The organism is Rhodococcus sp. B50, from assembly GCF_013602415.1.
Taxonomy (GTDB): domain Bacteria; phylum Actinomycetota; class Actinomycetes; order Mycobacteriales; family Mycobacteriaceae; genus Rhodococcus.
Genome location: NZ_WPAG02000002.1, coordinates 736,277 through 750,721, shown reverse-complemented (window position 1 = coordinate 750,721; position 14,445 = coordinate 736,277). Strand labels below are relative to the sequence as shown.

Annotated in this window: 12 protein-coding genes; 6 read left to right on the top strand and 6 right to left on the bottom strand. The window is 66.8% G+C overall.

Translation table 11 applies throughout. The annotated features are described in order from the left end of the window. Positions 1 to 38 precede the first annotated feature (38 nt). Entirely contained in the window at positions 39 to 749 is a 711-nt protein-coding gene (locus GON09_RS03845) for an HAD family hydrolase (protein WP_213930675.1), read from the bottom strand. Continuing rightward, positions 746 to 1,615, bottom strand: a complete 870-nt coding sequence (locus GON09_RS03840) for a DeoR/GlpR family DNA-binding transcription regulator (RefSeq protein ID WP_307854302.1) — start codon at positions 1,613 to 1,615, stop codon at positions 746 to 748. The genes GON09_RS03845 and GON09_RS03840 overlap by 4 nt, the downstream gene beginning before the upstream one ends. A 315-nt stretch (positions 1,616 to 1,930) precedes the next feature. On the opposite strand from GON09_RS03840, the gene GON09_RS03835 reads away from it, so the two are divergent. The 5 genes from GON09_RS03835 to GON09_RS03815 all read left to right on the top strand — a co-directional run bounded on the left by GON09_RS03835 (position 1,931) and on the right by GON09_RS03815 (position 7,619). Further along, a complete protein-coding gene (locus GON09_RS03835) occupies positions 1,931 to 2,917 on the top strand; it encodes a carbohydrate ABC transporter permease (RefSeq protein WP_213930673.1) in 987 nt (328 codons plus the stop codon). Then, positions 2,914 to 3,798, top strand: a complete 885-nt coding sequence (locus GON09_RS03830; protein ID WP_213930672.1) for a carbohydrate ABC transporter permease — start codon at positions 2,914 to 2,916, stop codon at positions 3,796 to 3,798. The genes GON09_RS03835 and GON09_RS03830 overlap by 4 nt, the downstream gene beginning before the upstream one ends. A 37-nt stretch (positions 3,799 to 3,835) precedes the next feature. After that, positions 3,836 to 5,221 (top strand): ABC transporter substrate-binding protein, encoded by a 1,386-nt coding sequence (locus tag GON09_RS03825; RefSeq protein WP_244865372.1) that lies wholly within the window; start codon positions 3,836 to 3,838, stop codon positions 5,219 to 5,221. After that, on the top strand, positions 5,221 to 5,988 hold the full coding sequence (locus GON09_RS03820) for a glycerophosphodiester phosphodiesterase (RefSeq protein WP_213930671.1): 768 nt from the start codon (positions 5,221 to 5,223) through the stop codon (positions 5,986 to 5,988). The genes GON09_RS03825 and GON09_RS03820 overlap by 1 nt, the downstream gene beginning before the upstream one ends. A gap of 155 nt (positions 5,989 to 6,143) precedes the next feature. Further along, the gene (locus GON09_RS03815; RefSeq protein ID WP_213930670.1) at positions 6,144 to 7,619 is read left to right on the top strand and encodes a DUF4389 domain-containing protein; all 1,476 of its coding nucleotides are present in this window, start codon (positions 6,144 to 6,146) and stop codon (positions 7,617 to 7,619) included. Here the strand turns inward: GON09_RS03815 and GON09_RS03810 are convergent, their stop codons facing one another. Then, positions 7,620 to 8,150 (bottom strand): flavodoxin domain-containing protein, encoded by a 531-nt coding sequence (locus GON09_RS03810; protein ID WP_213930669.1) that lies wholly within the window; start codon positions 8,148 to 8,150, stop codon positions 7,620 to 7,622. 189 nt (positions 8,151 to 8,339) lie between these two features. Here GON09_RS03810 and GON09_RS03805 point away from each other — a divergent pair, with 189 nt between their 5' ends. Next, positions 8,340 to 9,212 carry a universal stress protein gene (locus GON09_RS03805; protein WP_213930668.1) on the top strand — a complete coding sequence of 291 codons (873 nt, stop codon included), beginning with the start codon at positions 8,340 to 8,342 and terminating at the stop codon, positions 9,210 to 9,212. Between the two features lie 3 nt (positions 9,213 to 9,215). Here GON09_RS03805 and GON09_RS03800 read toward each other — a convergent pair whose 3' ends face one another. The 3 genes from GON09_RS03800 to ppsA all read right to left on the bottom strand — a co-directional run bounded on the left by GON09_RS03800 (position 9,216) and on the right by ppsA (position 14,361). Beyond that, the gene (locus GON09_RS03800; RefSeq protein WP_213930667.1) at positions 9,216 to 10,850 is read right to left on the bottom strand and encodes an ABC transporter permease; all 1,635 of its coding nucleotides are present in this window, start codon (positions 10,848 to 10,850) and stop codon (positions 9,216 to 9,218) included. Positions 10,851 to 10,866: 16 nt separating this feature from the next. Next, positions 10,867 to 11,799 carry an ABC transporter ATP-binding protein gene (locus tag GON09_RS03795; RefSeq protein WP_213930666.1) on the bottom strand — a complete coding sequence of 311 codons (933 nt, stop codon included), beginning with the start codon at positions 11,797 to 11,799 and terminating at the stop codon, positions 10,867 to 10,869. A gap of 276 nt (positions 11,800 to 12,075) precedes the next feature. Next, entirely contained in the window at positions 12,076 to 14,361 is a 2,286-nt protein-coding gene (gene ppsA / locus GON09_RS03790) for a phosphoenolpyruvate synthase (protein ID WP_213930665.1), read from the bottom strand. Between the last annotated feature and the right edge of the window lie 84 nt (positions 14,362 to 14,445).

Sequence of the window (14,445 nt, the reverse complement as noted above, 5' to 3'; positions counted from 1 at the left end):
CCACCGCGGCGGGACCCGCGCGGGTCCCGCCGCCACTGTCAGGCCGCGTCGAGCAAACGACCGAGGTCGGCGAGACCACGACCTTCGAGTGTCGGCCACAGCGTGTGGCCGGGACCGTCGGGCAAGGCCACCATGTTCGGCACACCGAGGGTCACGACACCCGCCGCCTTGGCCGACGCGAGACCGGGCAGCGAGTCCTCGATGGCCACGATCCGCTCACGCGAGAGGACTCCGCGGGTCGCGGAGAGTCGTTCCACGGCCAGATCGTAGGGCTGCGGATCGGGCTTCCCGCGCTCGACCATGTCGCCACTGATCACGAATTCGAAGGTGCCGGAGGGCAGGAGCCGGTGAATCTCGGAGGCCAGCTTTCGCTCGCTCATCGTGACCATGACACACGGGACGTCGGCATCCCGGATCTCGGCGAGCAGTTCCCGGGCGCCCGGGCGCCACGGCACGGCCTCACGGACCTGCTCGACCACGGAGTCGACCAAGGTGTCGATGATCTGCCGAATTCCGAGGCCGACGCCGGCCTCCCGCAGGATCGCAGCGGACGTGGGCAGCGAGTTGCCCACCAGTGCGGCCGCCTGCTCGTGAGTCCACGGAACACCGTGTTCGGCTGTGAGCATGGTCTCGGCCCGGAACCAGTACGGTTCGGTGTCGACGAGCGTGCCGTCCATGTCCCACAGCACGGCATGGACGCCGGTGTCGATCTGCACCCGCGGTGTCCGGTCGGTGTCCGTCTGGCTCACGTGTTCTCCTCGTCGTGTTCTTCGGCGCCCTGCTCTCGTTCGGAGCAGGCGGTTGCGTTCTCGTCCCGTTCGGCGTCGACCGTGGTCACCTGCACCCCGCGGGCACGGATCGTGTCGAGCAGGTCGACGGGAGCACCGGCATCGGTGATCAACTCGTCGACGACGTCCCAGTCGCAGATGCGGTGGAGCGACGTGGCCCCGAGCTTGGTCGAATCGGCCAGCAGCACACTGCGGCGCGCGGAGCGGATCATGGCGGACTTGACCGCCACGATCGATTCCTCCTGATGGTAGAGGCCTTCTGTGTCGACCGTCGTGGTGGACAGGAAGGCGACGTCGACGCGGAGCGCCCGGATCGCACTCACGGCGCCGACCCCGAGGAACGATTCGTGACTCACGTTGTAGGTGCCTCCGAGTCCCGTCACGGTGCTGCTTCCCACTCCGGTGGCGGCACGCCCGAGACGGGTGAGGGTGGGCAGATAGTTGGTGACCACGTGCAGGTCCTCGACGTCGAGCAAGTGGTCGACCATGATCGCCACCGTGGTCGAATCGTCGAGCAGGATCGAACTTCCGGGCGTCACCGTGCGGGCCGCCGCTGCGGCGATCGCAGATTTCTCCGGCACGGCCAGGCGTCGGCGCAGCGCGGCACTGATCTCGTACGTGCTCGTACGCGCCACGCTGACTCCACCACGGAACTTGCGGACGATGCCGCGGCGCTGAAGTTCGTCGAGATCGCGGTGGACGGTCATGAGCGAGACCCCGAACGTCTCGGCGAGCGCCTGCGCCGAGGTCGTGTCGTCGGCGAGCAGCACTTCGATGATCGCATCGAGCCGTTCCTGGCGTGACGTGCTGATGGCTTTCGAGGGCACAGCGGTCGCCTCCATCGTCGAATCGGGGATCGGTGACGCTGTTTATATCACTTTTCATGTGATTAACGGGTTGTGAACACGAAAGGAAACTTCGCTGGATCCCGACCCAACGGAACTTGACACCCACGGTGAGCGATGACCGACATTCCCGTGAATTGCGTTGTATCACAAGCCTTCATCTCACATATCAACATACCGACAGCTCTCACCAGGGGTGCCGACGTCCATTTTGACCACCCCCGTCGGCAGTGCCACCATGATCGGCATTCCACCCCGGAAATAACAGTTCGTTGATAACTCGGAAGGAGGGCGGACATGTCCGTCACCGCCCAGCGCGCTCCCGACACACCCGTGCGGGCAACGGCGGCGCCCGTCACCCCAGCAGCTCCCCCGGGCAGGCGGTCCGACCGCCGCCGCGGCGCCCGCGACCGAAAGCGGCGCGAGTACCTGTTGTTCGCGCTGTTCGCATTCCCCAATCTCGCGTTGATCGTCGTGTTCGCCTATTGGCCGGTGCTCGGTAACGCCGCGCTGAGTCTGACGCGATGGGACATGATCGCGCCGTCCCCCACCTTCGTGGGGCTCGACAACTACGTCACCCTGCTGAGCGATCCGTCGTTCCTGAGAGTTCTTCGCATCACAGCGGTCTGGGTCCTCGCCGTCGTCGGCATCGGCCTCACCGGGGGCCTCGCGCTGGCCCTGCTGTTCGCCTCCGGAAACCGAGGGCGATCGGCGGTCTCGGCACTGGCATTCTCACCCCACATCCTGTCGGGTGCCGCGGTCGCCGCCATCTGGCTGTTCCTCTTCGATCCCAACTACGGGTTGTCCCGCATCCTGTTCGACACCTTCGGACTCGACTCCCCGCACTGGACGACCTCGAGCAGCTGGGCACTGCCCGCGCTCATCATCGTGGCCGTCTGGAAAGGCGTGGGATTCGTCGCCATCGTCTACCTCGCGGCGATTCTCGCCCTCCCCCGGGACGTGATGGAAGCCGCGCGACTCGACGGCGCGTCGCGATGGCAGACCTTCCGGCACATCACGATGCCCCTGCTCTCCCCCACGACGTTCTTCCTGCTCGTCACCCAGGTCATCGGCGCGTTCCAGTCGTTCGACCTCATCGCGATGATGACCGGCGGCGGACCGGCCGGTGCGACCACCACGTTGAGCTGGTTCATCTACAACGAGGGATTCCGGCAATTCAAGGCCGGATCCGCCGCGGCCGGCGCGATGATCATGTTCGTCCTGCTCATGGTCGTCACCGTTCTGCAGATGCGCTTCGTCGAGAAGAAGGTGCACTACCGATGACCACCACCGTCGAACGCCCCTTCAGGGTGCGCAGCACGAAGCCCGGTCGCCGTCTCCGCGGACGACGAATCGGCAAGCCCCTCACCGTCCTCGGGCTCGTCGTCGTCGCCGCAGTCTTCCTCGTCCCCTTCTACTGGATGGTCTCCTCGGCGTTCAAACCGGAACACGAGATCTATTCGTGGCCGCCGCAATGGATTCCGTCGACGATCACGCTCGAGCATCTCGCCCGCGCATGGGAGGCGGTGCCGTTCGGACAGTTCTTCGTCAACTCGGTGATCGTCACCGCGGTCGGATCGACGCTGAAGGTGCTGCTCGCGGTCTTCAGCGCCTATGCCTTCGCGTTCCTGCGTTTTCCGGGCAAGAAGATCTTCTTCCTCGCCGTCCTCGGAGCGCTCATGGTGCCGGGCCACGTCACCCTGCTGATCAACTACATCACCATCGGCAACCTCGGTCTGATCAATACCTATGCGGGCATCTTCCTTCCCGGTCTCGCGAGTGCCTTCGGGACCTTCCTTCTGCGTCAACACTTCCTGGCACTGCCGAAGGAAGTGCTCGAAGCCGCCGAGCTCGACGGCTGCGGTCATCTGCGCCGACTCGTGCACTTCGTCCTTCCGATGTCGCGTCCCGCCGTCGTCACGGTGGCGCTGATCGCGGTCATCGACGAGTGGAACGACTTCATCTGGCCGCTGCTCGTGACCAACACTCTGCAGGCCCGCACGCTGCCCATCGGTCTGATGTTTCTCAAGGAGACCGAAGGTGTCGACCAGTGGGGCCCGATCATGGCCGGCACCGTCCTGGTGATCCTGCCGATGCTCCTGCTGTTCCTGTTCGCCCAGCGCTACATCATCGCCGGTTTCGCCGGCGCTGCCGCACGGCGCTGACCTCCCCTTCCCCACGAATCCCCTTCGAGGAGAATTCATGTTCCCGTCCATCCGACGAAACACCGCACCCGTTCCGTCACTCAGCCGACGTCGGTTCCTGACCGTGGCCGGAATCGCCGCGGCGTCCGTCCCCATCCTGGCCGCGTGCGGCTCGCCTGCCGGCGGGTCGTCCGGTTCGTTCGGTCAACCCGATGTCGATCCGCCCGGTGAGTTCGCAGGTCGCACCAATGTGGTGTTCTGGAGCGGCTGGGCCGGCACGAACGGCGAGGTCCTCGCCGCACTGATCCGCCGTTTCAACGAATCCCAGAACGACATCTACGTCGAGATCCAGCAGTTCCAGGGCTACGACGGGCTCACCGAAAAACTTTCGGCCGGCCTTCAGGCGCGGCAGATCCCCGACCTGGCGATCTTCTCGGACGTGTCGTGGAACAAATTCTTCCTGTCCGGGCATCTCGAACCGATGGACGGCTATTTCACCGATACGTGGAACGCCGACACCTACCACGACCGCCTCTTCCAGGAAGGCGTTGTACGCGGCGAAGCGTTCTGGGTCCCGTTCGGCCGGTCGACTCCGTTGTTCTACTACAACAAGGAGATCTTCGCGGATGCGGGTCTGCCCGACCGTGCGCCCGAGACCTGGGACGAGTTCCGCGAGTGGGGCAACCGCATCACCGGCCGCGACTACCGCGGAAACAAACTGATGATGCGCGCCTATACCGGCGCCGACGACTGGTACATGCAAGGGCTGCTGTGGAATTTCGGCGGCTCGATCTCCGACGGGCTCGATGTCACCGTGGACGCCGCCGCGTCGATCGCCGCCGCCGAGTTCGACCGCGCCTGTGTCAACGACGACCGGATCGGTTATCTCGCGCAGGAGATGAACACCGACTTCACGAACGGGCTCGTGGCCACCGTCTGCAACTCGACGGGTTCGCTGACCGGTCTGACGAAGGGCGCCGACGCGGCCGGGTTCGAGCTCGGAGCCGGTTTCCTTCCCGTCGCACAGGACACCGGTGTACCCACCGGCGGTGCCGGACTCGGCATTCTCAAGCAGGCCGACCCGGAACGGAAGGCCGCCGCGGCCAAGGTGATCGAATTCCTCGCCGGCGACGACGAGGCAGCAGAATGGGCGGTCGGCACCGGATACCTGCCGGCGACGAAGGGGGCCACGACGTCCCCGATCGTCACGAGCCGCATCGCCGAGAATCCGAACTACGGTCTCGCCGTGGAACAACTCGACCGCGCCCGCCAGCCCGATGCCGTCCGCCGCTACGTGTCCTCGACCATCCTCGAGATGCGCACCGTGATCCAGAAGCTCTACACCGAGAACGCCGATCCGGCCGCCGCGCTCGCCGCGGCCGCGACGGTGATCCGGCGCGACACAGAAGACATCCGCAAGCAGTACGAGGAGCTCGTCGCCTGATGGCCACCACCGAATCGACCCCCCGCCGCGGCACCTACCACGTCGTCGGGCACCGCGGCGCCAAGGACCTGTCCCCCGAGAACACGATCGAATCGTTCCTGCTCGCCGAGGAGATCGGTGTCCACGAACTCGAGTTCGACGTGCGACTGTCCTCGGACGGTGTACCGATCGTGGTGCATGATGCGACCCTCGATCGCACCGCCGCCGACCCGTCGGGCCACGGGCTCGGTCCTGTCGCGGAACTTCCCTACGAGCGCATCCGGGCCGTCGACGTCGGCGAGGGCCGCCACGTGCCCACCCTGACCGAGGTCCTCGACGCCACAAATGTGTTCCTGCAGGTCGAGATCAAGGCTGTCGAGGCGTGCGAGGCGATCGCCGCGGTGGTCGAGGACCGCCCGGAGGACGCCTCACGAATCCGCTTCACGAGCTTCTCGCCGGAGGCCCTGCGCCGGATGCTCACGCTCGCGCCGCACATCTCCCGGGGGCTGATCACGCACGGCTGTCCCGACGCCGAACGCCACCCCACCGGCATCGAACAGGTCCTCGCCGACATCGACGCGGATGCGTTCTACTGCGGCTGGAACGGGCTGACCGACGACCTCGTCACCCGGATCCAGGACTCCGGATACGAGATGGGTGGTTGGCCGGTCCGCACGTTCGAGGAGTTGCGACGCGGTCTCGTGCTCGGCTTCGGCGGAGGAACAGTGGACGACCCGCGGGCCGCGATGGATTGGCTGAGCCGCGCCCGCGCGGAACTCGCGCTCTGACCCTGTCCGGCTTCTCGTACACCGGGCGAGAAGCCGGACAGGCACGTCCACCTGGGACGCGGCGACCGAGCGACGCTGGAAATCGGTCCCGAACGACAGCTATCGTGTACGAATCGCACGTCGAGGGCCGCCACGATTGTCCGGAGGACGGATCGATGAACGTCGGCAGAGTGATCATGCTGATCGTCGGAACTCTCCTCGCGCTCCTCGGCGCCGCTGCTGCAGTCGGAGCGCTCGTGCTGGGATGGTTCGTCGTCCTCCAGCGCGACGGCGGATTCCTCACCGGGCCCACGGAGACCTTCCGGACACAGACACACGCGCTGGTCTCCGAACGACTCGACCTGGTCACCGACGACCAGACTCCGTCGGGCCTGCGCGGCGAGGACATCGGCCGACTGCTGGTGCGTGCCACCGCAACCGATCCCACACAGGCAGTGTTCGTCGGCATAGCTCCGGTCGAGGACGTCGAGTCCTATCTGTCGGGTGTCGCCCATACCGTGGTGACCGACCTGCGGTTCGAACCGTTCGATGTCACGTACCAAGACGTTCCCGGTGGCAACGTCCCGACTGCACCGGCGGCACAGCAGTTCTGGGTCGCATCCGCGGAAGGGACAGGAACACGGCAACTGGAGTGGGATCTACGCGACGGCACGTGGACGGTCGTGGTCATGAACGCCGACGGGTCCGCGGGGATCGGCGTGGATGTACAGGCCGGAATCCACATCGATCTGCTCGGACCGGCCGTGCTCGCGCTGCTCATTCTCGGTCTGGTACTCCTCGTCGTCGGCGTGCCGTTGGTGCTCGTCGGTGCCGTCGGGCTCGGTCGGCACGGGCCTCCTCCACCGGGTCCGGTGTCCGCGCCGGGGATCGGAACAACCGTCGCAGCCACCTCGCCGTCGCCCACACCTGCAGCGCCGTATCCGGTACATCTGCGCGGCGACCTGGACGAACCGATCTCGCGGTGGCTGTGGCTGGTCAAGTGGGCCGCTGCGATACCTCATTTCATCGTGCTGTTCTTCCTGCACACAGCCTTTCTCGTGACGACGATCGCGGCCGGATTCGCGATCCTGTTCACCGGTCGTTATCCACGCGCACTGTTCGATTTCGGCGTCGGTGTGCTGCGGTGGACCTGGCGGGTCGCCTTCTACACCTACTCGGCGCTGGGCACCGACAGGTACCCGCCGTTCGGTCTCCACCGCACGGACTATCCGGCGGACTTCGACGTCGAGTATCCCGAGCGGCTCTCCCGGGGGTTGGTGTTGATCAAGTGGTGGCTGCTTGCGATCCCTCACTACATCGTGCTGGCGGTGCTGGTCGGCGGGTGGAGCGTCGGCGTCGCGACCGGCGACGGGAACGACAATCCGGCCGGCAACGGCAGCTGGGCCTTCGGCTCGCTGCTGGGCGTCCTTGTGTTCTTCGCCGCGGTGGCGGTGCTGTTCACCGGCACCTACCCGCGGGGGTTGTTCGATTTCGTGATGGGCATCGACCGGTGGCTGTTCCGGGTCTGGGCGTATGCCGCGCTGATGCGCGACGAGTACCCGCCGTTCCGGTTCGACCAGGGCCCACGCGAACCCGTCGAACCGAGCACCGTCACATCGTCGACAGGCCCGGCCGGCACCGGCCCAGCCTGATCACGGCGTGTTCTCGACGAGTCCTGCCCGGATCCGTCCCGTCCACGCATCGATGTCGTCCCAGTCGCGGGCGTCACCGTAGTGTCCGCCCATCAGCCGGAAGACGATCCGTCCCATCCCCGGCCAATCTCCGGGGGCGATGGCGCCTGCGAAGAACCGGTGGTCGCGCACGTCCGCGGACGAGCGGAGAGCCTGCACCGCCCGTGGTTCGGGAGTCATCCGGCGCAGACGTCTCGCGAGCCGGGGCGACAGGGTCGTGCTCGTCGCCCCGACCGACGAGACCGAGAAGACCCACAGAGCCCGCCCACCGAGTTCCCCACGAAACCGGTCGACGGCTGCGGTGGCCTCGGGCAGCCATTGGCCGTTGTGGATCGCGCTGCCGAGGATCAGCACCTCGTACTTCCGAACCGAGTCGACCTCGGTCAACGTTCGAAGCTCCACCGCACCGCCACGCTCCAACCCCGCAGCGATGCGCTCGGCGATCCCGCGCGTCGATCCTCCGGCGGTCGCGTAGCCGACCAAGACGGACATGACAGGCCTTTCGGACGTGGTGGCAGTCGATGCCTTCGCAGTTCTCAGTGTGAACATCGACCCGGCGGCACACGAGGGCCTTTGGTCACCCGCTCCGATCGACTCGGGACCGTCGACTCTAGTGCGACCGAGGGATACGAGCGTGTACTGACATTGCCCAGTAGCCCGGACATACCCGAGGTGATCGCCATGTCCGCACATCGCTCCGTCGTCGTCGGAGTCGACGGGTCGAAAGCGTCCCTCCAGGCCGTGGCCTGGGCGGCACGCGAAGCCGACCGCCGCCGCCTTTCGCTGGCACTGGTCACCACGGTGTCGGTCCGCAACACCTTCGGTGTTCCCATCGGTATGCCCGCCGGCTTCTTCGAACAGGAAGAGTCCGAAGGACGTGAGCTACTTCTCGACGCCGCCGAGTATGCGCGCCGCGCGGTGCCCGATCGTGAGCTCGACATCGAAACCCGTCTGTGCACCGGTTCTCCGTCCCTCGAGTTGATCGACCGCTCGAAGTCGGCGTCGATGGTGGTCGTCGGTGCCGGCTACAACCGGTTCGGATGGGAGCGATTCGGGTCGGTCAGCACGGCACTGGTGACGCACACGCATGCTCCTGCGGTGGTCGTGCGCGACCTGCCGCACGTCGAGATCAACGACATCTCCGGGCCGGTCGTGGTCGGCGTCGACGGTTCGGAGCACAGCTCCCGCGCCATCACCGCGGCGTTCGAGGAGGCAGCGTTGCGCGACACCGAGCTCGTGGCCGTTCACGCCTGGTCCGATCTCGACGTACGGGCGCCCTTCCGTTTCAGGATCGACTGGGACAGTGTCGAGAACCGTGAGCGGGCGTTGTTGTCGGAGAGCCTCTCCGGGCACGGTGAGGAGTTCCCCGACGTCACGGTGCACCCGGTGGTCGTGCTGGACCAGCCTTCCCATTATCTGGCGTCGCACGCGGCCGACGCGCAGTTGCTGGTTCTCGGCCGCCGCGGACGAGGAGGATTCCCGAATCTGCTGTTGGGTTCGACCACCTGGGCGCTGCTGCACACGGTGACCTGCCCGGTGATGGTCGTCCCCTAGACGTCAGTGGAGGACGAGATCGCGGCGGCGCATCGCGAACACCCCCGCCGCGGCAATGGCTGCCGCAAGCACCGTCAGGACAGCGAGCGGCAGGATCCGCAACGGCGCCGCCGGGAGCGCCGGTACGTGGGTGAAGGGCGACAGGTCGAGCACGAATTGCGGGAGATCGAGCAGTACGCCGAGCTGCCCGATGAGCAGCCAGACCGCGAAGACTCCCCATGCGACGGCCGCACCGTGACGCGGTATCGCCCCGACGCACAGCACGGCCGTGGCTGCGACCAGCGCGATCGCCGGCACGTACACCAGTGCCGCCGGAAGCAGATCGGCCGACGGACCGGTGATGTCGCCGATCGCCGCACCGTAGGTCAGTGCCAGCACGATCCCCACGAGTAGCTGCAGTATCAGCACACCGATCACTACGACCACGAGATGGGTGAGCACCCACGGCACCCGCCCCAGTGCGGTGGTGAGCACCGATTCGACACGGCCGGAGGTCTCCTCACCGTGCAACCGCAGAATCGACTGCACCGCATAGCCGCTCGTCAACAAGGCCATCATCAGGAAGGTCATGGCGAAGTACGCGTCGGTGAGCGCTTCCGCGCCGCCCCCCAGTTGCTTCATCAGGTCGGCGACCCCACCCCCCTCGTCGAGGAAGTCGTTCATCTCGTCGGCGACGCTGCCGTAGGTGGCGGCCAGGATCACGAGACCGACGGCCCACCACAGCAGCGTGGTGCGTTGCAGCCGCCAAGCGAGACCGAAGGCCGTCGGCAGCCGTTCGCCCGCACGGGCAGGGCCGGGACGCGACTGCATCAGCCCGGCACCGAAATCCCGTCGTTCCGTCAGGACGTACGCGAGTCCGACCATCACGACCGCGAACACCGCGAACAGTTGCAGGATCCACCACGCGTTCGCGTCGAACGGCCGGATCTGCTGGGACCACCCGATCGGCGACAGCCACGACAACCACATGCTCGTGACGCGAACACCGGACGGATCCACCGTGCCCGCACTGTCACCGATCGCGCGCAGCAGAAAAGCCGCACCGAGGGCGGCACCGGCAAGCCCGTTCGCTGCCCGAGCTCCCTCGGCGATCTGGGCGGTCACAGCGGCGACAGCCGCGAAGGCGAGACCGGCGGCACCGGTCGCGACACCGAGCACGGCGGATCCGTCCGAGGGCAGGCCGAACGCGAGGGACACGACGGTCAGCAGCACCACCAGTACCAGGTTCGCGCCGGCGGCGACGGTCAGAGCCGCCGTGAGCATCGCCCGCCGGCCGACGACGTTGGCACCCACCAGTTCCGCGCGACCGGTCTCCTCGTTCTGCCGTGTGTGCCGCACCACCGCCAGCGTGCTCATCAATCCGGCGGCCAGTGCCAGGAACAACAGCGTCTGGGCGGCGACGACCGCACCCAGATTGTCCCCCGAGACCAGACCGTTGGTGGCGAGCACCACCGGCGAGACCGCGGAACTCACCGCGAGCACGCGCAGGTCCTGCTGTGTCGGATACAAACCTTCGAGGCTCGAGACCGAGACGGCGTAGACCACCGTGATCGCTGCCAACCATATCGGCAGCTGCACCCGGTCGCGGCGCACGGCAAGTCGTATCAGGTGTCCGGTTCCGACGAATGCGGCGCTCATCGCAGTTCCGGCTCCTCTACCGCGGTGCGGTGCGTGTGCCGGGTGCGTGACTGTGCTCCCCCGGCAATTCGTCGCCGTAATGCCGCAGGAACAGTTCTTCGAGGGTGGGCGGCGTACTCGTCAGCGAAGTAAGACCGAACCCGAGGAGTTCGCGGAGGACCGCTTCGAGATTCTTGGTATCGACTTCGAAGCGCACAGTGTGTCCGTGGACGTCCAGATCGTGCACTCCGTCGATCGTCTCGAGACCCACCGCCGGGCGAACGGTTTCGGCGGTCACCGACGTGCGGGTCAGATGGCGCAGCTCACCGAGTGTGCCGGACTCGACGGTGCGGCCACGCCGGATGATGGTGACTCGATCGCACAGGGCCTCCACCTCCGCCAGAATGTGACTCGACAGCAGCACCGAGCAGCCGAGAGCAACCGCGTCGCGCACGCAGTCCCGGAAGACCTCCTCCTTGAGCGGGTCGAGGCCCGAGGTGGGTTCGTCGAACAGAAAAAGCTCTACGTTCGAAGCCAGGGCTGCGATGATGGCAACCTTCTGCCGGTTGCCTCGTGAATACGTCCGCACCTTCTTCGTCGGATCCAGTTCGAATCGTTCGACGAGCTCGGCGCGACGGAGCTCGTCCAGCCCTCCCCGAAGTCCGGCCAGGAGATCGATCGCCTCCCCACCGGTCAGATTGGGCCAGAGGTTGACCTCCCCCGGCACGTAGGCGAGCCGGCGGTGCAGCGACACCGCCTCACGCCACGGGTCACCGCCGAGCACCGTCACGTCTCCGGAATCGGCGCGGAGCAATCCGAGGAGAATACGGATGGTCGTCGACTTGCCGGACCCGTTGGGGCCCAGAAAACCGTGTACTTCACCGGGACGGACCTCGAGATCCAGACCGTCGAGCGCATGGGTGCTCCCGAAGGTCTTGACGAGCTGATGCACTGCCACCGCCGTGGACACGGTGCAGAGGTTACGCGCATTCCGACGCGCAGACAGAGCATTCCGAGTCGAATACGTCCCGTACCGCCCGGCTTTCGCCGCTGCGCGGACACCGAGCACCGGGCGGCAGACGACAACAGGGGCCTTTTGCCTCTTTCCGCCGCCGTACACGAGTCCGACGCTTGGTTCGGAGGATCGAAAGCGACGGCTGGAAACAGATCGCTCTCGGATCCGAGATATGGGATCTGACCTATCAACGCCCTGCCGAGAGGCCCACCGGGTAGCGGGCGCCGATATTCACGCCTCCGCGCTGCGGGCGCGGTCGAGCAGGATACGCTGCTCCGCTCGCGCCACGGTCCGTCTCGTCTGCGCTGCAGCGTCGGGCGTGACCGACACCGAGGTGATACCGCGCCGCACGAGATGCTCGGCCAGATCGGTGCTGGTCGACACGGCCTGCCCGCACAACGACGTCGTCAGTCCCGCGGCCGAGGCCCGTTCGATGATGTGGTCGATCGCGTCGAGCACGGCCGGGTCGAGGGTGTCGAACAGGTCCTTGCACACCTCCGAGTCCCGATCGACACCGAGCATCAACTGCGTGAGGTCGTTGCTGCCGATCGACACGCCGTCGATTCCGAGCTTCGCGTACTCCGGCAGCCAGTAGACGACGGAAGGGACCTCGGCCATGATCCAGCGCAGCATTCGCTGGTCGGATCCGAGTGGATGCCGGTCGAGTTGGGCAAGGCAGTCCCGAAGTTCCCAGCGGGTGCGCACGAACGGAATCATCAGGTGCACGTTGGGGTGCGTGCTCCGAACACGATGTAGCACATCGAGATCCAGGGCGAACAGTTCCGGATCCCGCACGTACCGGAAACACCCACGGTATCCGATCATCGGGTTCTCTTCGTGGGGTTCGATCTCGCCGCCTTCGAGGTCGGCGAACTCGTTGCTGCGCAGATCGATCGCGCGATAGACCACCGGGCGTGGCGCGAACGCTGCCGCGATCATCGCGACGCCTCCCGCCATCTTCTCCACGTATTCCTCGCGACGGCCCTGCGCGATCATGTGCGAGGGGTGCTCCCCTGCGAGTGCTTCGGTGATCATGAACTCGGCGCGCAGCAGGCCGACGCCGTCGACATCGGTGGCGGCGACCGCCTCTGCGGCGTCGGGGGTGGCAAGATTGACGTATATCGCTGTGGCCGTGACCGTTTCGGCGGCACCAGTCGATGTCGCCGGTGCGGATGTCGTCGCCGCAGGCCGCTCGGCCGTGTGGACCGCCCCGTCGAACACCACCCCGGCGTTGCCGTCCACGGTGATCAGCTGCCCGTCGCGCAGCTCGGTGGTGGCGGTCCGGGCACCGACCACGACGGGCTTGCCGAGTTCACGTCCGACGATGGCGGCGTGGCAGGTGATACCGCCACCGTCGGTGACGATGCCACCGGCGCGCCGCAGGATCGGCAGCCAGTCCGGCCGGGTCATGGGCGCCACGATGATCTCGCCGTCGCTCAGGCGCTTCCCGTCGACGAGCTCGTGCAGCACCCGTACGCGCCCGGTCGCCGTCCCGGGACCGGCGCCGAGGCCGGTCAGCAACGGTCGTGCTTCGCCGTTGCCGGACGAGGCGGCAGCTGCCGGCTGGTCGAGTGTGGTGATGGGGCGCGTCTGCACGATCCACAACTCGTTGTTCGCGAACGCGAATTCCAGATCCTGCGGCCGTCCGTAGTGCTGTTCCACTCCTGCGGCCAGCCGTGCGACGCGCCCGAGCTGATCGTCGTCGAGCACCCGGGTGCTGCGCGTGGGATCGACCGCGACGCGGCTGTCCCCGGTGTCGGTCGAGGCGATCCGGAACTCCTGGTGACCGAGGTGGACGTCGAGCACTTCGAAGCCGTCCTTGGCGACGACGTAGGTGTCGGGCTCGACCTGTCCGCCGACGACGACCTCGCCGAGACCGAGCGCCGCTTCGATCACGATACGGTCGAGGTCGCCGGTGCGGGGGTCGGCGGTGAATGCCACACCGGAGGACTCGGATTTCACCATCACCTGCACGACCACCGCGATGGACGGTTCGTCGGTGACTCCGCGCAGCCCGCGATAGGTACGGGCACGTTCGGACCACAACGACGCCCAGCACGCCTGCACCGCGCGGACCACCGCATCGGCGCCGATGATGTTCGTGTAGGACTCGTGGATCCCGGCGAACGACGTGTCGGAGGCATCCTCCGCCGGAGCCGACGACCGCACCGCGACGGGGACATCGGGTCCGAGGCGTTCGTAGGCGGAGACGATCGCCGCACGCATCTCGTCCGGGACGGGCGACTCGGTCACCAGGGCTGCGAGGGCGGCAGACGTGCGGATGAGCGTGGCGTCGTCGATGTCGGGCGCGGGCACCGCCTCGGCGGCCAGTTCGGTTCGTGTCCCGGCAGCCCCCATCGCATCGAGGTACGCGTCGGTGGTGACGGCGAACGCGGCGGGTACCGGGAACCCGGCGCGGGTCAGTTCGCCCAGGTTCGCGGACTTACCGCCCACCGTCGGCGCATCGGTGGCACCCACCTCGCCGATCGGTCGAACCCACAGGTTGTGTTCGGTCATCGATGACTCCCCACGCTTCGCCGCTCCGCGTCGACCTTTCGGGCCGGATCGGATACTCCGGTCTTCCCATCGTCGCCTCGACCC